15 protein-coding genes are annotated in these 19,156 nt (G+C 46.1%); 2 read left to right on the plus strand and 13 right to left on the minus strand.

Annotated elements, in window-relative coordinates; genetic code table 11:
* Positions 1-122: 122 nt before the first annotated feature.
* Positions 123-2,366 (minus strand): carboxylesterase/lipase family protein, encoded by a 2,244-nt coding sequence (locus FS818_RS13445; RefSeq protein WP_145332416.1) that lies wholly within the window; start codon positions 2,364-2,366, stop codon positions 123-125.
* 613 nt (positions 2,367-2,979) lie between these two features.
* Positions 2,980-4,896: an AraC family transcriptional regulator gene (locus FS818_RS13450; RefSeq protein ID WP_145332418.1), complete on the minus strand. Its 1,917-nt coding sequence runs from the start codon at positions 4,894-4,896 to the stop codon at positions 2,980-2,982.
* A gap of 224 nt (positions 4,897-5,120) precedes the next feature.
* On the opposite strand from FS818_RS13450, the gene FS818_RS13455 reads away from it, so the two are divergent.
* Complete coding sequence (locus tag FS818_RS13455) at positions 5,121-6,773, plus strand: alkaline phosphatase (protein ID WP_145332421.1); 1,653 nt, start codon at positions 5,121-5,123, stop codon at positions 6,771-6,773.
* Positions 6,774-6,916: 143 nt separating this feature from the next.
* Here FS818_RS13455 and FS818_RS13460 read toward each other — a convergent pair whose 3' ends face one another.
* A complete protein-coding gene (locus FS818_RS13460) occupies positions 6,917-9,610 on the minus strand; it encodes an endo-1,4-beta-xylanase (RefSeq protein WP_186375476.1) in 2,694 nt (897 codons plus the stop codon).
* 157 nt (positions 9,611-9,767) lie between these two features.
* Here FS818_RS13460 and FS818_RS13465 point away from each other — a divergent pair, with 157 nt between their 5' ends.
* Positions 9,768-10,142, plus strand: coding sequence for a VOC family protein (locus FS818_RS13465; RefSeq protein WP_145332425.1), 375 nt, complete (start codon positions 9,768-9,770; stop codon positions 10,140-10,142).
* Positions 10,143-10,188: 46 nt separating this feature from the next.
* Here FS818_RS13465 and FS818_RS13470 read toward each other — a convergent pair whose 3' ends face one another.
* The 10 genes from FS818_RS13470 to FS818_RS13515 all read right to left on the minus strand — a co-directional run bounded on the left by FS818_RS13470 (position 10,189) and on the right by FS818_RS13515 (position 19,143).
* The gene (locus tag FS818_RS13470; protein WP_145332427.1) at positions 10,189-11,358 is read right to left on the minus strand and encodes a GNAT family N-acetyltransferase; all 1,170 of its coding nucleotides are present in this window, start codon (positions 11,356-11,358) and stop codon (positions 10,189-10,191) included.
* Positions 11,351-11,812: a hypothetical protein gene (locus tag FS818_RS13475; protein WP_145332428.1), complete on the minus strand. Its 462-nt coding sequence runs from the start codon at positions 11,810-11,812 to the stop codon at positions 11,351-11,353. The genes FS818_RS13470 and FS818_RS13475 overlap by 8 nt, the downstream gene beginning before the upstream one ends.
* A gap of 6 nt (positions 11,813-11,818) precedes the next feature.
* Positions 11,819-12,517 carry a DUF4274 domain-containing protein gene (locus FS818_RS13480; protein ID WP_260989846.1) on the minus strand — a complete coding sequence of 233 codons (699 nt, stop codon included), beginning with the start codon at positions 12,515-12,517 and terminating at the stop codon, positions 11,819-11,821.
* A gap of 178 nt (positions 12,518-12,695) precedes the next feature.
* Positions 12,696-14,228: a methyl-accepting chemotaxis protein gene (locus FS818_RS13485; protein WP_186375477.1), complete on the minus strand. Its 1,533-nt coding sequence runs from the start codon at positions 14,226-14,228 to the stop codon at positions 12,696-12,698.
* 326 nt (positions 14,229-14,554) lie between these two features.
* Complete coding sequence (locus tag FS818_RS13490; protein ID WP_145332434.1) at positions 14,555-15,598, minus strand: pectate lyase family protein; 1,044 nt, start codon at positions 15,596-15,598, stop codon at positions 14,555-14,557.
* Positions 15,599-15,794: 196 nt separating this feature from the next.
* Positions 15,795-16,970, minus strand: coding sequence for a DUF4179 domain-containing protein (locus tag FS818_RS13495; protein WP_145332436.1), 1,176 nt, complete (start codon positions 16,968-16,970; stop codon positions 15,795-15,797).
* Positions 16,960-17,508 (minus strand): sigma-70 family RNA polymerase sigma factor, encoded by a 549-nt coding sequence (locus FS818_RS13500; RefSeq protein WP_311280797.1) that lies wholly within the window; start codon positions 17,506-17,508, stop codon positions 16,960-16,962. Before FS818_RS13500 ends, FS818_RS13495 begins: the two co-directional genes overlap by 11 nt.
* A 142-nt stretch (positions 17,509-17,650) precedes the next feature.
* Positions 17,651-18,055, minus strand: coding sequence for a hypothetical protein (locus tag FS818_RS13505; RefSeq protein WP_145332438.1), 405 nt, complete (start codon positions 18,053-18,055; stop codon positions 17,651-17,653).
* A gap of 36 nt (positions 18,056-18,091) precedes the next feature.
* Positions 18,092-18,424: a hypothetical protein gene (locus tag FS818_RS13510; RefSeq protein WP_145332440.1), complete on the minus strand. Its 333-nt coding sequence runs from the start codon at positions 18,422-18,424 to the stop codon at positions 18,092-18,094.
* Between the two features lie 26 nt (positions 18,425-18,450).
* On the minus strand, positions 18,451-19,143 hold the full coding sequence (locus FS818_RS13515; protein WP_145332442.1) for a hypothetical protein: 693 nt from the start codon (positions 19,141-19,143) through the stop codon (positions 18,451-18,453).
* Positions 19,144-19,156: the final 13 nt, after the last annotated feature.

A 19,156-nucleotide genomic window follows, 5' to 3' on the forward strand; every position in this document is an offset into this window, starting at 1 on the left:
GTTATGTAATCGAGATTTTAAAGACAACAGAAAAAGGACAGGAGCAATGTTCCCCTGTCCTTGCTTCTCATTTTAAGTTAATTGCCGTCATTTTTCTCAACTTAATTTTTGTAGTTCTTCATTTACTCCCAGAAGAAACGGCCTGCAAGCACTTTTTCGTTCAACAGTTTGTACGTCTCTTCAGGCAATTCTTGCTTCATCTTCGCATTCACCGCTTCTTTGCCCTGATTATATTGGGAGGACATGCCGATCTCGGCAGTTGTGTTATTCGCATCCAGACGCATGATCGGTGCTTTGGCATTTTTCGTCCATGGCGTCCATGCAGCAAGTGCAGACGTTCCGCCCGTACCTGGCTTGCCCGTATACAGGAACTGTTTCAGGTAAGCTGCCATCGCAGCAGACAGTTGCTCACGTCCCGGCTTGTTGGCATCACTGAAATAACCTTCAGGGAAGTAAGCCGCAATCCCCGCTGCTTTTCCTGTATAGAAGTCCATATCGGCACCATGCGGAGCCCCTAACAGGGTACGCAAACGTTCAGAAATAACGCCAGGCTGGGTTCCCCATGCAAAACGATACGCATATACTGGCGGCTGACCTGCCGCACTCGTTAACTTTTCGGCAACTCGCTCCGCATTAAAGCCTGCATAAGCCTCGCTGCCATATTTGATAGCAGCGGCATATTGTGCTGCTTTCGTCTGATCAGTAAATAATGTTCCATCATTAATGGATGGTGCAAAATTAGGATCACCGAATGCAAAAGCGGAGAATTCCGTTTCCAGGCTACCTAGTAATACAGGCACTTTCGTATATTTTCCACTGTTGATGGCATCAAAACCTTCTTTTGGAATGACCGTACCATCACGGAACAAATGCGGGAATGGTTGCATACGGATGGCCGTTCCGCCAAATACAGTCACCAGTTTATCCGCAGGCAATGCACGAAGATAAGTTTCCAGTTGTGCAGGAGTTTGCTTGTTGATCCAAGCTTTGGCTTCGTCGGCATTAGCAGCTTTACCTTCCTGCACAAGCAACTTCACAATAGCATCCTCGGATTTCTGTTGTCCATCTTCAGGTGAAGCCGTCGTCAAACCGCCGCTGAACGCAATCGCTTTTTGATACAATCCTTTGCCAAGCGGGGAAATGAGCGTTGCGAGAACGTCACGCGCTCCGGCAGATTGACCCGCAAGTGTCACGTTTCCTGTATCGCCGCCAAAACCTGTAATGTTATCCTGAACCCATTCTAATGCACGGAAAGCATCAAGCAAACCATAGTTACCCGAATCATCCAGAGCATTACCTGTTTTCAGCGCGGCATTCTGGAAGAAACCAAGTGCTCCCAAGCGGTAGTTCACCGAGATAATGATGCTGTTTGTATTCCGTGCAAGTTCTTCTCCCTGAAAATCCTTGCCTGATCCGGTCATATTACCACCGCCGTGTAGGAATACCATGACCGGCAGTTTGGTGCTGGTTGTATTCGGACGCCAGATGTTCAGATATAAGGAGTCCTCACTCCCCGCTGTCGTTTTACCGGAAATTTGCAGGCTGTTTGCCGCGAACTCTTTGGCTTCTCTTGTGCCTGTCCAAGCCTTCGGCTCTTGTGGTGCTTTCCAGCGTAGTTCGCCTACCGGAGGTGCTGCGTATGGAACACCAAGCCAGCCAAGCGTGCCGTATTGATCATAGGCTTTACCATCAATGGCACCGTATTTTGTTTGCTGCAACGTTTGAGGTTTAAACGCTCCCGCCTGCTTATGTTTGGACCAGAGTTGTTCCAACGTGCCTGAACCATTTTTGAGCTGAGCCTGCAAAGCCTGTGCCGTCGCTTCAGCCATCAAACGGTTGGTCAGTTGTGCCGTCCCCTTTCCTTGAAGGGATCTGATACCGTGGCTTGCCGCAAACGCGGAAGCCTCTCCTGATGTATAATCCGTGCCTGCTTCATAACCAAGAGCCTTGAGTAACAACGCTGCATATTCCTCTGCTGTCAGTGGAGCATTAGGGGCAAAGCGATCCGTATCCGTGACCATACCAGCCAAATAAGGATGTTGCTTCAAGTATCCAACGACGGGCTGCAATACCTTGCCTGCCTGAGCGGCATCCGTATACGTTTCGGTTCCTTGATAGGCCAGTGCTTCTTTTTCCAGACCAGATAAACGCAAGTAAAGCACTGCGGCTTGAATACGTGTAGCATGTTTACTCAGGTAATCCGCGTTCACGCCTTGCCCATTCCCGCGAATAAGCTCTGCTTTTACCAGTTTATCCATAGCCGGGGACAGGGATGGAGCTGTATTCCCTGCTGCATATGCGGGTAGACCCGATACACACATGCTTAGAATCGCTGCTACTGCAATAGAACGTTTCAATTTTTTCATTGGTTATTCTCCTCGTTGTCTAGTCGTGTATGATGGAAAAATAGGTTCGAAATATTGCACCTCTCGGTACAGTATTCCAAGGTTTGCATCATTCTATTTCTTGATCGGGATGAATGGAAGAGCGGCCCTCCTTTCTGCTGGCATGAACTGCTGCAACCCTTCGGTTATGACATTCAGGCGGATTTTTATATAAAAAAACCTGAATCAAAGGCACACAGACTTTGGATCACATCGTCTGTTGCCCTCAATTCAGGTTTTGCCTGCAATACGTAACAACCCTGAGAATAATGAGGTGTGGTATGGAATTAGCTCACTATAGTAAAAACGCAATCAATCGCCTGATCTTTCCGAACGATGCGAATGAACTGGAACAGGTCTTGCCCTGAGATCGGTTACAATCCTGTTATTACCGTGATATTAGCACAGAATGAAAGCGCTAGCAATATCTTTTTAGAAAACACCTCATCACGGCTTACGGTACGCATCTTACACTATAAAAAAACCATAAATGCATCAGCAAGGATGCATTTATGGTTTTACGTTTATAGTATTGCGTTGAGATCAGGCTGTGTTATAGCTAATCTCTCAGTTTTTGCTATGGCAGCTTTAACAGCTACTGAAGGTTTTTCACTTGCTCAATCAAGCTGTCCAGACCTTTATCCGCCAGATACGGCCCATAGTTCCAGTAGTTTCTGGACACGTTGATAATTCGATTATGTTTGATCGCGGGAATGCTCTGATACACCGGCTCCTCAAACAGTTCCATCATCTGATCCATCTCTTCATCTTCCATCTGAGTGAAGAAGTAGTCGGCAGGCTTGTCTGCCAGTTTTTCCAAGGACAGCACAGTGCCGCCATCCGAATAGATTTTATACTGCTCAGGCATGGAGAATCCAAAATCCTCATAGATCAGCTTGCCCAACGTACCGCCTTCACCGCCCAGCAATACCTCTTTATTGTAGATCACAAACGACATCGCTGTTGTACCCGGTTTAATATTGATGTTCAATTCACTGCGAATGCTCTTCAGTTTCGCTTCAAACTTTGCAATCCATTGCTCGGCTTCGTCCTTACGATCCATAATATCGCCCATCGTTCTCAGCGTATTAATGACATCCGGATCGCCGCCCCAGGCCACCGTAATGGTTGGTGCGATTTTCGCATACGTGTCTACAATTTCCTTGCTTGTGTAGTCCGGTACAATGATCACATCCGGTTCCAGACCTGAGATCATTTCAACGTTACCGTTGCCTGATCCGATATCCGGTACACCAGCCATTTCTTCTGGATACAGTTCAAGTGTCTCCGTATTGACTCCAGCCGGTTTCACACCCAAAGGCAATAGATATCCACCATATGTAATGACCACAGGTTTGGAAGGCTTCGCTGGAATCTCAACCTGTCTTCCTGTAGCATCCGTATACGTTCGACTAGACTCCTGTACCGGTTCCGCACTCGTTGCAGGCTGTGGCTGTTCAGTTCCCGCCCCGCATGCTGCGAGCAGCAGCGATAAACTAAATAATAAACTAACCGCCAATGTAGGCTTAAAACGAAGGTTCAACTCATCCACGCTCCATGTGTCGTATTGATAATGATTATCGTTATTACCAATATAACGATGGATGTCCTTGTCAGCAATGAACGATTCAGACCTCTTGTTCGTACGATTTGAACTTTTGATTCGATGACTGTGCATTTTATACTGTGCCGGTGTCTCACCTGTTGTGCGCTTGAAAATACGGCTAAAGTAGTACAAATCCTTGTACCCAACGCTTTCAGCCACCTCCCGGATCTGTGCTTCTGTCTCGGTAAGCAAATGTTTCGCTTGTTTGATCCGAGTCTGAACGACATAATCCATCGGACTGCATCCGTACTTGCGTTTAAATACCCTGGCCAGATAATGCGTGCTGTAATGAAAATGCGCAGCCATGTTTTCCATGGAGATGGAATGAGCGTAGTGCTCCTGAATGTAGGCTTCAATCTGCTCCGCAAGCTCCAGCGGTTCGACCTGATGCTGAGCCGCCATCTTCCACTGGCGAAATTGCTCGTACACCAATTGATAGAACAATCCCGTCACCTGTAACCGATCCAGTTCATCACTAGAGTTCCAAGACTCCGCCATTTTTTCCACAATCGTAAGAATCGTTAACGGATATGATGCTGCAAAATAATAGGGTCCTCCGCCCTGAAACGAATTCACATTCCGTATACTTCCATCTTCCGATAAATCAAGACGACACGCAGCCGGTTGCGGCTTGTATAGCAGTAAATAATAATCTAACGGTTGCTCCATACAACGAATCCGCAGTGACGTACCTTTTTCACCGTGTAGAATGAGTGTCTGATCCGATGTGAATCTGTTTAGCCCGAATTGAATGTCCGCCTCGCCTTTATTTATAATCAAAAAAGCATGAGCCGGCAAAATAGTTGTCGATAACTCTTGCTCTGAATGCAATGCGCTATGGCGGATATCGATCAGTTTTATTTGATTGTTATTCCACCACCGAATGGCTTCTGACCATTCTTTCATGTTGAACCACCTCAAAACCATCATTGGACTTTTGTTCATGATTGTCCGATTTCATCCTTACCATACAGGAGTGTTTCGTGTTTTGTCCAGTTCGTCTATTATGTAACCTTTGACTTATAATCGTAATTTTTACAATTAATTAACCTAAAACTAACGCTCGTTTATCAATTGCCCTATACACTGGGTTCTGGATACAACTATACATATTTATTAGGAGGATGTTCATGTTAAATCGCTTCAGTACCCGTGCAGCCAAAATGATGCTCGCGGTGACCACCATTGTTACGGCTACGCTGGGAGGCAGTAGTGCAGCTTGGGCTGAGGAAGACGGTACTTCAACAACTTCTGGTTCCCCTATCAAAAATGTAATCATTCTCATTCCTGACGGTATGGCTAATGATGCTACCGCACTGGCTCGCTGGTACAAGGGCTCTTCTCTGACCATTGATTCCATGGCAAGCGGCATGGTTCGTACACACTCTGCGGATGCGCCGATTGCGGATTCGGCTCCTGCAGGAACAGCCTTTGCAACAGGACATAAATCTCATACCGGTTTTGTCGGCGTATTGCCGGACAAGACCACCATGCCTGGACAAAAACCGATTGCAAAAGGCGACGAAAGAAAACCTGTCGCTTCGGTATTGGAAGCTTCCAAACTTGCGGGTAAAGCAACGGGTATTGTAGCTACTTCCGAAATTATGCATGCAACACCGGCAGACTTCTCTGCCCATTACCCTGACCGTAAAAACTACGATGCACTCAGCAAACAACAAGTCTTCAATGGCATCGATGTGGTACTGGGCGGCGGCAGTAAGTATCTGGAACCAGCTGGACGCAAAGACGGTAACAATCTCGTTGCCTCCATTAAAGCACTCGGCTACGATTATGTAACTACACCTGCGGCGATGAAAGCATCAACTTCCAACAAATTGTGGGGCATGTTCTCTCCGGCAGGCATGTCATACAACATGGATCGTGATCCAGCCAAGCAACCAAGTCTTGCTCAGATGACCTCCAAAGCGATTGAAGTTCTCTCCAAAGACGAGGATGGTTTCTTCCTGATGGTCGAAGGCAGCAAGGTAGACTGGGCTGCTCATGCCAATGATCCGATTGGTATTATCAGTGATGTGCTCGCTTTTGATGATGCGGTAAAAGTAGCGATGGACTTCGCCAAAGCCGATGGGCAAACTGCTGTTGTAGCCGTATCTGACCATCAAAACGGTGGACTTACGATTGGTAATGCATCTACAACAGGCACGTATGACAAAGAGCCGTTGTCTACTTTTATCGGACCTTTGAAAAAGGCTAAATTGACAGGTGAAGGTGTAGAAGCGAAACTGGATGCGAAACGCACCAACATCAAAGCAGTCATGAAACAATACTACGGCATTCCCGATCTGACTTCCGAAGAGGTTGCTGCAATTAAAGCTGCCGAGCCAGGTAGCCTGAACTATGTCGTAGGCCCAATGATCAGCAAACGTGCGGGTATCGGCTGGACAACTGGCGGGCACACGGGCGGAGACGTTGTACTATATACGTATGCTCCAAATAATGATCGTCCATTCGGTGTCATTGATAATACAGATGTAGCCAAATACATGGCACGTGTCCTCAATCTCGATCTGGACAGTGTAAGCAAGCAACTGTTCGTCCCTGCCAAACAGGCGTTTACAGCCAAAGGTGCCACAACCAAACTGGATCTGACGGATGTTAAAAATCCGAAGATTATCGTAACAAAAGACAACACCAAGCTTGAACTGCAAATCTACAAAAATGTTGCGCTTGTAAACGGCAAAAAGACAGCCCTTGAAGGTGTAATCGTGTATAACGGCGTAGATGCTTTTGTACCGCAAGGTGCTGTGGATCTGATTCAATAAAAGAGGCCTACCTCATAAACAAACCCCCGAACACTGCGAGACGAACTCGCTATGTTTGGGGGTTTTTCTGATGATTGGATGATAGATAGAATGACTGAATGTGCGACTCTTCCTGCTTACGTATTCATAGTCAGTCAATCGATTTATTTTGAAAACGTCAGAATGCCATATTGGGAAGTATTCTTCCAGCTGTCATTGGTGAGATCATTCCATTTTGCCGTACTTTTGTTATTGTTTCCTTGGTTATCATTAATTTGAAGTTCAAATCCCATGACTTGGCCTTCCTTCGGCACGAGGGACTGTAATCGGATCTTAGCCTCCACCTGATATCCTTTGGACGTTTTCTTCACAGCACTTTGGAGCCGTCCTGGCGAAGCACTGCCCGCAAACGTTGCTACGTTATCTGCACTAATCCGGAACTGGGCATCATCATATTGATAAAACGGCGTACGTTGATGATTTTCATCCAGAAAAATCTCAACGGAATCCTGATCCCAAGGATCGGTGGCGTTGGTAATAATTTGCGGATCAGTGACCTCAATGAACAGATATAGATCCTGACCAGACCACATCGCACGGGCCTCAGCAGATGCTCCTCCGCTCTGATTCAGTGGTGTAATACGGAATGGCGTAACCTTGTTCCATTTCGCATCCTTCTCACCATCTATCGTTACTGTTCCTTGCAGGGCTTTCGCAGACTTAGGCATCCCTGCAAACTGAACAACACCATATTTGCTGGTGTCTTGATCCTGGGATAATGTGCGGTCATTCCAGTACAGAACCTGCTGCCCTCCTGAACTATTGTTTCCACCATCCGTCACCCGTACATCAAGCCCAACTTCACGTGCAAGTGCCCCTTGTGCATTAGTCAATGGTATGGTTAATTCAACCTGATAACCGTCCGCCGCTTCACGAACGCGATACGTATTTGGCTTAGCTCCTGTCACTTTGCCTTCACGGCTTATGGTGATATGTCGATCATCTGCCTCATACACCGGAGTTTTGCCATTGTTCAGATCAACGAACAGCTCCACTTTGTCTTTGGCATGTTTGGTCGTATCCTTTACGTCAACCAGAACATACAAATTATTTTTATCCCATAACGTACGGAACGCCGCCGAACCTGAATTGCCTTTTAAAGGCGTGGAAACAGCCTTGTTCCAGAGTGGATCTTGTTTTGCCGCCTTCGTATTTGGTGTACCGGACAACGTAACCGCCCGGTTCGTCAGAATAGGCAGGCTAGATTCATCTGCCAACCCCCAATAGGCCGGTTTGGATTGCAGAGCACTATCGAACAAAAAGGCTTGATTGTTATACGATTTCTCATCCTGTAATCCCCATAAGGTCACCGATGAGATGACATCGCTATGTTTTTCATACAGGTCAAACAGCTCTTTATAACGATATGCCTGCTTCACAGCAACGTCCTGAGGCAAAGTCTCACCATAAGGAATACCGCTATCGACATCCAGCTCGGTAATCTGAATATCCAAACCTAGACCAGCAAACAGATTGATTGTTTTCTCAATCTCATCAATTGGCGGAGATTCAAGATTATAGTGGGATTGCAGACCCACACCGTCAATCAGCCCTTTTTCTTTCAACTTTTTCACCAGTTGATACATATGCTCTCTTTTTTCAGGAATTTCGGTGAAATACTCGTTGTAGTATAATTTCGCATCCGGGTCGGCGGCACGTGCAAACTCAAACGTTTTCTCGACATAATCCGGGCCGATCAGCTCGTAGAACGGGCTTTTGCGCAATCCGTTTGCATCCCCGTTGCTGTCCGCAATCGCTTCATTCACAACGTCCCAGGCGTAGATTTTACCTTTATATCGTTTCATGACGGTATCCACGTAGTTCTGGACCCGACTGAGTAGCAGATCCCTGCTCGCAGGGTTGCCCTGGTCATCCTTGAACATCCACTCTGCGGCATCAATATGCCAGAGCAAGGCATGTCCACGCAAACCCATTTGATTTTTCTGTGCAAAGTCCACATATTCATCCGAGGCTTGGAAGTCATACACGCCTGGGGAAGGGGACACAAACTTCGGTTTCATCTCATACGTCGCGGTCAAACTGTTAAAGTGTTTGGTTAACAATTGACCGTAAGCTCCTTCAAGCTGCCAGCGATATACCGCGGCCCCAATCGGGAATTCAGTCTGGTACAGATCTTGCAAGGAAGGAATATCGGACTCAATAGCCAGTGGTGCGGCTTCCTCAATCGTTACATCATCCACATAAAAGGATAAGGTATCTACCGTATCATCGGAGATATATGGCGTTTCAATAAAGAAATTCATCTCCTCAGGGTTATCGCTGTATTGGTACGTAGCCGTAACCTTATGCCATTGTTGCCAGTCGTCTTTGGGAATCGTGACCTTGTCCAGCATGTTCCAGCTCTCTGCCCCATTTTTCTTGTAGGCCGTTAGCTGAATCGTCTGATCTGAAGCAGGTTTCTCCGTAAGCCTGACATAAAACGAGATGTTATACGTAGAATTAGGCTTCAACAGACCTTTCATTTTCAGCATCGGCCCATGAAAGGAGCGCTGACGATTCGAGACAAGCATACTCCGAGTACCTTGATGCGCGGCCTGCTCTGAAACCGTCAAACTTTCGCTACCAACACGCTGAAGCCAGCCTTGAAGCGTTCCATCCTCAAAATCGGTATGAAGCACCTTGAGATTCTGCTCGGAAACTGCCGTAGCCCCAGAACTTGCTCCCTGTTCAATCTGTTGTTCTTGTGCAAAAGCAGCCTGCTGAAAAGGAACCGTTATCATCACCAGCATCGTTGCCAGCAGGGTTGAACTCACTTTTTTAAACGCCTTGGTCTTCATTACATTCCTCCTCTCCATTTAACTTGTATTATACACTTTGAAATAACGCTTACATATATATATTTGTAAATTTTTTCAATAAATTCAGATGAACTGCCTTTCTTCTTGTATAATAAACAAGAACCGACACTACACAACTCCGAAGGAGAGATCCGACATGTTAATCAAACTTAACTGGATTACCCTGCGCGTGCGTAATCTTGAAGCATCCATTCACTTCTATCACAATTTACTAGGACTTACCGTTCAGCGCAGATTCGAAAGCCGCGGGCGGCAGATTGCCATGCTTGGTCTGGGTGAGACAAGTGAGACCTCACTAGAGTTAATTGAAGGTAGTGAGCAGGTACTGAAGCCCGAGGCTGGCATCTCCATCGGTTACGAAGTCTCATCACTGGAAGCAGCTATGGAGCGTCTAACGGAAATGCAAATCCCCATCCTGCGTAAACCTGTGCAGCCGAACCCACGTCTGCGTTTTATGTACATTGCTGACCCGGATGGGTTCGAGGTACAGCTCGCCGAGCATCTGAAATAAGCCATACATGTGAGTTCACTCACATGACTGGAGCAACACAGCTTGCTTATAGCTTCATGCGGCGCATCAGTGGCACGCCTACGCTGTTCAACAAGCGGTCTAGTAATGCCCAGCACCACCGTCTGCGGAATGAGAGATGCCGGTCGTATACGGCGGAATATTCAAAATCCGCTATCGCGCCGCGATTACGTTTAAACTGCGCTGCACCAGCACTCTCATGCAACAACTTCCCTTTCGCACGAGCTTGTCCAATGAGGCATGCCGACAGCATACGGTACAGACCGACAGACTGGGGAATATCTGTGTCATAACCGAACAGCGGAGTGGTCATCACCCCATTACGGCAGAAGTAACCCATTACCGCATCCAGGCGCCCTTCCTTGCGCAAACCATGCAAGGTTAACGCGCCGGTTGCCATGGCTCCAGCAATAAAACGCTCGTTGAACTGCGGGTTGTCATAGGAGTACTTTTCCAAATAAAGCATCCGGTATAGCTCCACAATTCGCGGGATATCCGCTTCGGTAAGATCAGCCTCAGAAACCAGTTCATAGCCATGCTTGTCCATCATTGCCTGATCCCTTTTCAGCAACCAACGAGACTTGGCGTTGCCGAAATTTGGATCATCGGCCTGATACAGATATATCTGCCTGCTCGGTATAGAGCGGCATCCCGCTTCCCGTAGCCCTGTTATCAGGTTCGAGTGCAGTGCGGAACTTAAAGAGCGAAAGATCACCGTATGCCCCGGATAGCGTTCCTTTACCCTTTCAAGTAGCTGCGTGGCCTGCTCAGCAGTCATGGCAGGATACAGATTGGTAGATAACAGCCAGTTGTTGATATGTACAACCTTGTTGATCCGGGATTTTTTCATGCCCCAGCCTATTAAACGGAGTAGCATGGAGAGTCCTTTTTCCAGCATCGGCTTCTGTAACATGGTTAGTTCCTGCTTCGCGTACCGCACATAGTGAGTGTATGGGGAACAGACATAAGCATTATCATATTCCTCTTCATTCACGGTCACCGGCAACACAAGATCATCTATCCGGGCAAGGAGCAACGTGGTGTTTACGTTAGTCATGTATTCTGTAGTTCCCTGCATCATCATCGGCTCTAAATACGCCCGTGCGTACCTCGCATCCTCCGTATCGGGCCAATCCATGGTATGAAGCGAATGTCGATCGTATAATCGAACGCGAGTCTCCTCATTAGCTTTACTCATGAACGTTCTCCGATTTGGTCACAAATGTGGAAATCCGTTCTCCCGGTTGCAGATCCGGCCGATCATAGTAATAAACCATGCCGAACTGATAGGTCATCTGCTTCGCCACGATATAAAATCGTTGCTCTTCGAATTCATTTTCCAGGCAGAAGACTGTACCATTCCTTTCAAAACCATACATCACCGAATTTAACTGAACGATCTCTTCTTCAGCAGCCAGTCGAAACCTTTCCACGTTAAATATCGTCGCCGGACACAGAATGAACTCTACCTCACTAAAGGTAATCTCCACATTGTGATAATACGAAAAGTCAAAACTGCCCGCCAGCACCAACTGCTGGCCCCGATGCTGTATAGGCTCCGTAATGTAAAAATGCTCGATGTTGCTTTCCTTCAGTTCCTGTTGCAACTGCTCCAGCTTTTTGTTCTGCTCATGGAAAGAGTCATGCACCATTTCGAATCAACCCTTTCTGGTCAAAAATGCGGCAAGATGCCGATATGTAGGCCCATCTACTCTTGTGTTTACTTCTTCCAGATCCATCTCCAGCCAATAATCCGCCTCCATCAATTCAGCCATATCCAGCTTTGTAATCTCGGCACATTTTGCATGCTCAGCTGCTACAATCATCGGCTCGGGACGATCATCCCAATTAAAACCATTCACCACTGCATGTATCAGTACTTCTGAATCCAGCAACCGAATTTTCTCACAGGCTGCATCGGAAGACTCCTCGTAAATAATGTCATCCACAATCTGTTGCTCTTCGGCCGTCAAAATCAAACGTATGGCTCCATGTGTATCTAGCAACATCTCCGCCAGGTTTGGATTGCGACCTCTTGCCAAGTTCCAAGCTGTAGCCAGAATGCCGTTAGGCGAATCGAGTCTAGCCCCATGTTCAAGCAATAGACTGATTGCTTCAGGCTGGTTGAACCTTACGGCTTTTTTCAAAGCAGTGTCTCCGAGTTTGTCTTCCACTTCCAGTTCGGGTTTGGCTTGAAGCAGACAACGAATGCCCTCAAGAGGCGCACGATTAGTCAAGAAGAGCATAAGGGGTGTTCGTCCGCGTTCATCCCGTTCATTGACATCCAATGAGGATGAAGCTATAACTCCACATAAGTGCTCTACGTCTTTGATTTTACTAATATCTGTCCAATTCAAGATGATCTCTCCTTTACTATTTTCTATGTCTACACCTACTCTATCTAAAAATATAGGTCGCTACAAGAGACCTTTGAACTCCAAAAAAGCCCGTAAAGCGCGTAATTACGCATGGACGGGCTTATTGGAATAAACCTAATAGGTCGGTTAAGAATCTCTTGCAAGACGGAAGTCAGACTTAAGCTGATATCGTATTAATTGGAACAACCTTTGCCGCATGGGATGAATCTATCTCGGATTTGTTATCTGGTCTCGAAGCATGATGATCGGACACGAGATCACCGAGATTCACAATAAGCTTCTCCAGTTCGGTAAAGCTTGCCACCATATGTTGTGTCAGATTCCGTTGCTCTTCCATACTCGCCAGAATCTCTTCCGTTGCAGCGCTGGATTGTTGCGTTACACTGGAAATTTCGGATACTTCATTAACCACCCGAGTCGAGGATTCCTTCATCGTTGCTGAACTTGTTTCAATTTCTGTGGCCTGAGTCAGCACATTCTGTGAATTGGTATTAATGGATTGGAATACCCGCTCCGTTGTCAGAACACTTTCTGCTCCAACTTGCAACAACTGACGAACCCCTTCAAATCGGCTTGTCAATGCTTGTGTCTGTGTTCTCAGACTGGTGAGGATTGAGGTAATCTCACTCGCTGATTGGCCTGAGCTCTCAGCCAGCTTGCGGACTTCCTCCGAAACGACAGCAAATCCGCGTCCATGCTCACCTGCCCGTGCTGCTTCAATAGCTGCATTCAGCGCGAGCAGATTGGTTTGAGTGGCGATATCCGAGATACTGTTCAGCATCAATGTCATCGATTCACTCTGATCATTGAATTTCTTCATATCATCAGCTGTCGTGTTTATTGTCTCGTACAATTCATGCATCTGTTCGTTCAGGTGACCCATCTGCGCACTACCCGTCTGTGTGCTTGAAGCCATACTTGCGGACAGCTCTTTCATCTGCTCAGAATATGACGCTACGTCCTTAATATGGCGGTCGGACTGCGATAACGATTCGGAGATCTCGGCAATACTGGTCGCCTGAAACTCGACACCTCTTGCAACTTCGCTGAATCCGACCGTAACTTCGTTGGTGATGGCGCCGGTCTCATCCACTTTTTGTTTCAATTGCTCTGTATAGCGGGACAACCCTGCAACAGCTTCTTTCACCCGTTCCAACATGATTTCCACACGGGTACGTGACTCTTCCACTTGCGCCCCCCGTGCTTCACTATCCATGAACAATCGTTTGTTTACCCTTGACACGGTGATCATAATAATTCCGGTTACGATATACATACTGAAATTAATCAAGTCAGCAAAGAGTTGCTCGATACTCGCAGATGACACAAGGACCAATTGAACCGTGAAAAAGGCAAGCATCACCGAAAAGGCAGTGTTATAGTGCTTGCTATTCGGATACAGCAGGAGCGGTGAGACAATTAGTATGCCTTGCACGGCATTCATCGCGTCACGGCTGACATAAATTCCACTCGCGATAATCGCTACGGTAACGAACCACGGGATGACATGAATACCCTTTTTCAAAACATTGCATACGGTAACTGCTAAGGTGACCACAATGGAGAGTAGCGTGGATAGCCATAGATCGGGAACGATAATGGTGATCCCTGCACTTATGGCCGTTATGGCCCACATCATGTAACTTACTAGTTTGTTTCTCTGCCAAGTAATCTCATCGATACGATTCATGCTTACCCCGTCCTTTATGTAAGTTAAAAAATTTAACATATGTAGGCCACTGTAAGTTTACTCTCAGTCCATAGTCCTGCTTATACGTAGTTCTGAAACACCCGCGCCTTAGCATAGTACATATTAACTTCATAAACGTGCAGTCAGCGCCACTTTATGTATATCGGTAATTTATGTCTAAAATTAATATGTCTTAATAAATATAATGTTAACAAAATAAAATCCCCTGATTGTGAGCCTAAAATAAAAAGCCTGCTCATGCGTAGGACGCATAAAACAGACTCTTTACCTTATCTTTTATAGAGATCTCATATGACTTCCGGCTGTTATTTACCAAATACCAGTGTTGTATTCGATGATCCGGCATATTTCGTAACAAACTCACGTGCATAGGCTGCGCTTTCAACCTGATAGCTGTAATTATTGCTTGGTCTCCAGTTGGTTTTTGGTGAAACCGGGCTGTTCAGAGCAGGTGTGCTACCTGTATCCGTAAATTCGCCTTTCCCTTTGTCGTCCAGAATGCCGCCTTTTTCAGCTCCTGCGCCAAAGTAGTTGTTTTCGGAATAAATACGGGCTTTTTCTCCGATCGTGATCGCTTGATTAAAGTTATTGGCGTAATTGTTTTTGATATGGAAGAAACCATAACGCATAAGTCCTGGGCCACGTACATACAAGTTTTCGAAATAGTTATTGGACATGGTCACATGAGGCACACCGTTATAGCTGCTGTTACCGTCATTCGGGTGTCCTAGAATAATGCCATATTTGTGATTTGCAAATTTGGAGTTACTGATCGTGATATAATCTGCGCGGTCACCGATATATAAGAGCTTATCCAGATCACTGCCACTCGAACTATAGTTATGACCCGAGAAAGTAACATGGTCGATCCAATAGTTGGAGCCGGAAGTGATGTACATCTGAATATCATCGTTGGCATTGATGTTCGCAGAGTGATTAAAGGTCAGATTCTGAAAGATCACATTGCTTGACCCCGAAGTGGATCTGAAGTGAATGTTCGTTAATGTATGTCTGTCAAAAGAACCTACCAATGTTTTGTTGGAACCAAATTCAACTTTTTGCAAACTGGATGAAGAAATATTCTGTTCCACAACGACAATCTTGGCTGTAGAGCCTGCCATGTGTGTTCTCAGATCATTCAGATTGCTGACATACACGACCTGACCGTTCCTGCCTCCAGTTGTCGCCGCCTTGGATACACCGTTCTCATTCTTCGCATTACCTGCAAAACCAGTCAAACCATTGGTGCCCGTGTTGGGAAAGTTAGCCGCACCATATGTAGCAGGGGCTGTTGAAACCGTTAACAACAATAAAGTGACTGCGAGTAAAAGCAATGAAAACTTCTTCAAAATATCACCATCCTTTGTAATTTGTACCTTGAAACAACTCGATTATAGCTTGTAACCTGCATTGTGACAATAGCATCATTGCAAAAAGACAATTATTTTATCTTTTTCGCAACAGCAGGTCAGATATGGTGAAAAACAGAAAGATGAGCACATGTCACATATACAACATGAACTCATCCCGTCTCTTCTAATGCATCTATTTAATTTTGATTTTGATTTCAAATTGATCCTTTGCAGCATCCTCTTCCTTTTCGTAGACCTTACCGGGTTTTCCACGCATCTTCAGTATGATCGATTCGGGTTTGTCAAGAAAATTGCTACTGAACGAATAAATCATGCCATCCCCTGTTCCTCTGCCTCCATTTCTGGATAAAGTTGTCTGTTCTCCTTTTTTGGAGGTCGTTACAATCTCCAACGGCTGAATGATATCACTAATAAACGACTCCTTCTCATAATCTAGCTGTTGTTTGGGATCATAATCAAGTCTTACCTGTGTAACCAATGGCGATATCTCCACGTCCGCTATCAACACTTCGTACTCCCCAAACTTGAACATTTGATTCACAGGAATAATTTCCGTTTTAGGGATTGAAAATTTCGGATCCAATGCAACGATAACATTCATTTTTTTGGAAAATTCGTATTTTCGTTCCTGCGAATTGTCCTCTTGTTCTTTTTCTTTTTCCTTACCTTTCCCATCTTCAAGGCGATCGGAAACGGCGGAGGAAAGTTGGAATTCAAAATTTAATTTTTCTGGAAGAGGCTTGCTACGATTTCGGTCAAAAGTGGTTCTGCCCCGAAGAACATGATTCTGGTCTGAGAAACGGATACCGTTAATGCTACCGTTATCAATCACATGTCCTGTCGATGCATCCATTAATTTCGTGTTCTCTATGGAATATACACCACTCGGTGTATCCGTCTGAGCAGAGTATAAGAGAATCACTCGATTCTCATCCGCCATCAACGCATCCAGCGTAAACGTGTATTTCCCCATCGTCACCGTCTGATCTAAAGGCTGAACATAATTATGGTTGAGGGCCGAGGTAAGGGTAGCACTCTCCTGATCTCTCTGCAGCAATTCACGAAAAGGCTCCAATTTTCCCCAATGAACTTCAGACTCGGAAGAGGTCAACCGCTGTTGACCGAAGTCTCCAAGTGAGGCGAACAGAATAACCGCCACGGCAAGTGATACAGCGGATAACACCGTGATCCATTTTCCACGTCTGCTTTTACTTGATCTACTTGCTCTGGCTTCCGCCAAGCCATGTTGTATGGCAGCAGTCGTATCTGCCGAATCCCATTCTTTGCGTTTCTTGTTAATCTCATATGCATCTGCCAGCAATGCTTTTTCCTCCGGGCTAGTGGTCATGCCAATCCCTCCTGCTCTTCATCAGCTTTCGTAATTGTTCAAGACCCTTATGCTGCCATGTCTTGATCGTGCCTTCCGGTTTGCCAAGAATCGAAGCAATATCTGTAAGTGTCATATCGTTGTAGTACTTGAGCAACAATACATGCCGATACTTCGGTTTTATTTTCAGCAAAAGGGATTGCATGGCTATACGATTATCTCGGGCACTAATCATCCACGAAGCCGGAATATTATTCTCCATGCTTTCATCCGGCTGAGGTATAGTTCGCTTGCGGCGGCGCTGTTCATCAATACAGACATAAATTAAAATTCGAATGATCCATGATTTAAATGCCTTCTCGTTTTTTAGCGTACGACGTTTAATCCAGGCCCTGCAGGTCATCTCTTGTATCGCTTCCAGTGAATCCTGCCGATTCCGTAAATAGCTATAGGCAATGGATAATAACGTATCCTGATGCTCCGTGACGGAATTAATAAACGCTGATTCATCGTGCACATGTATCCAGTCCATCTGCTTCATCCCTGTCTCGCTATCCACCCCGTTCCCCCCTTTTCTCTCTCTGTGGTATAAGACGGATGAACCGACCAAACCGTTTTCATTATTTTTTATACGAAAAAAAAAGCTCCCTATCCATAGATAGGAGCTGCTATTCCTGCACTCGTAATCGAATTACATCTACTTACAGATTACCCGTAACTTCAATCCCGTCAGCTGAAGCCAGCACGTTCCGAATCCAGGTTGTCAACGAATCTAGGAACACCCGCAGTTCCGGTTCAGCAGCTTCAACCTGTTCCAGCTCAGTCAACATCCCCACCCATACCTCTTTCACCATCGGATTATCCCAACAGGGATCAAACGACTGCAACTCTTCTCCGCTTCGCGGGTCCGTTAAAGGGAACGCACGATTGATTGCTGGACGAATATGCTTGAAATCCTCATCATAGATAAACAGCATATCCTCATGTCTTATCTCATGCATCTCTTCGTTCAGATATAGGGGAGATAAGGTAAACCCGATGTTCCTCTCAGGGCCTTCATACTGATAAAGGAGCACCGGAATTTTACTTTTTGATCTTCTTGCCACAACGTTCACTCCTTTGCCCGTTCAACATCTTTATAATCACAATTCAAACCATTCAAATACTCCTGGATACTGATTCGTCACACCCTCCATCTGCTCCTTCCAGGCTCGTCCTTCCTCCCCCCAGATATGGAACAGGCAGTAGAAGTATTTTTCACCCTCCGCTACTTCATGCAAATTGTTCGCTTCCTCCAGCCATATTTCCAAAGCTTTGGGCCAAGATTCATCATCACGCAAAAGAACAAAACCATCGGTGTGTTGTTCTACGCTGTACATCCTGTTATGTGTCAGTGAAGCCGCCAGTCGCGACATGATCTCGCTCAACCTGCCGTGCTCCTGCTCCTTCGTTCTGATCCCATACTCCCAACCCATAACTTGATTCCTCCCTCTAACATCGTTTACCGTGCTTCACTTCGCTGCACTGCGTATCCGGATTGCTGTAGTTCACCCATTGCAACGAACACATCACGCTTTGGATTCAAATCTCGGATCAGATCAGCACTAATCGGTGCATCGTTATATATTTCAGTCACCGCAGTCAGAGACATCCCCTGTATATCGTAGTAATCTTTTGCCCAATCGATGTATGATTCCGGTGTTTCCTCGATATAACCGAGCAGAAATGCTACCCCACCCTCAGCATCCGATTCGTTTTCCTGAGCCATAGCAAGTCCAATCCAACTGCCTGCTTTCCACTCGGGACTGTGCCCTTCCTGCCAGATACAGAAGGTCACATCCTCTCGAGCCAGCGTTTCCTCGTGTTGATCTAACAGATGTATAAACTCCTCCGGTACCTCATCGTACATTCCCGGATAGATTTCACCATCCTCACGGTTATGCGGACTAAGCGGGGATTCATGATCAAACCCTTTGAGTAACGTGCCCGTATTCGTAAACAGTGCATGCAGATGGTCCCCTGCCCCGTTATCTACACTTCCCCATGCAATATCTGGCTGGGGTGTGTTACGGTGATAACGATGTACGCGAAGCCATTCCTCCTCTGACAGAATGATATCAAGTGCCGCAAGTGATCTTATCCGCTGGTGCAAAATAGAAGCATTCATGACCGGTGTCCCGCTCCAATGATGCATATCCATCTCTCCT

Source organism: Paenibacillus xylanexedens (assembly GCF_007680605.1).
GTDB classification, from domain to species: Bacteria; Bacillota; Bacilli; order Paenibacillales; family Paenibacillaceae; genus Paenibacillus; species Paenibacillus xylanexedens_B.

What these genes read in the sequence shown, in the direction of transcription:
- FS818_RS13445 (WP_145332416.1), bottom strand. Translation starts at nt 2,366, where the DNA reads ATGAAAAAATTGAAACGTTCTATTGCAGTAGCAGCGATTCTAAGCATG.
- FS818_RS13450 (WP_145332418.1), bottom strand. Translation starts at nt 4,896, where the DNA reads ATGAAAGAATGGTCAGAAGCCATTCGGTGGTGGAATAACAATCAAATA.
- FS818_RS13455 (WP_145332421.1), top strand. Translation starts at nt 5,121, where the DNA reads ATGTTAAATCGCTTCAGTACCCGTGCAGCCAAAATGATGCTCGCGGTG.
- FS818_RS13460 (WP_186375476.1), bottom strand. Translation starts at nt 9,610, where the DNA reads ATGAAGACCAAGGCGTTTAAAAAAGTGAGTTCAACCCTGCTGGCAACG.
- FS818_RS13465 (WP_145332425.1), top strand. Translation starts at nt 9,768, where the DNA reads ATGTTAATCAAACTTAACTGGATTACCCTGCGCGTGCGTAATCTTGAA.
- FS818_RS13470 (WP_145332427.1), bottom strand. Translation starts at nt 11,358, where the DNA reads ATGAGTAAAGCTAATGAGGAGACTCGCGTTCGATTATACGATCGACAT.
- FS818_RS13475 (WP_145332428.1), bottom strand. Translation starts at nt 11,812, where the DNA reads ATGGTGCATGACTCTTTCCATGAGCAGAACAAAAAGCTGGAGCAGTTG.
- FS818_RS13485 (WP_186375477.1), bottom strand. Translation starts at nt 14,228, where the DNA reads ATGAATCGTATCGATGAGATTACTTGGCAGAGAAACAAACTAGTAAGT.
- FS818_RS13495 (WP_145332436.1), bottom strand. Translation starts at nt 16,970, where the DNA reads ATGACCACTAGCCCGGAGGAAAAAGCATTGCTGGCAGATGCATATGAG.
- FS818_RS13510 (WP_145332440.1), bottom strand. Translation starts at nt 18,424, where the DNA reads ATGGGTTGGGAGTATGGGATCAGAACGAAGGAGCAGGAGCACGGCAGG.
- FS818_RS13515 (WP_145332442.1), bottom strand. Translation starts at nt 19,143, where the DNA reads ATGCATCATTGGAGCGGGACACCGGTCATGAATGCTTCTATTTTGCAC.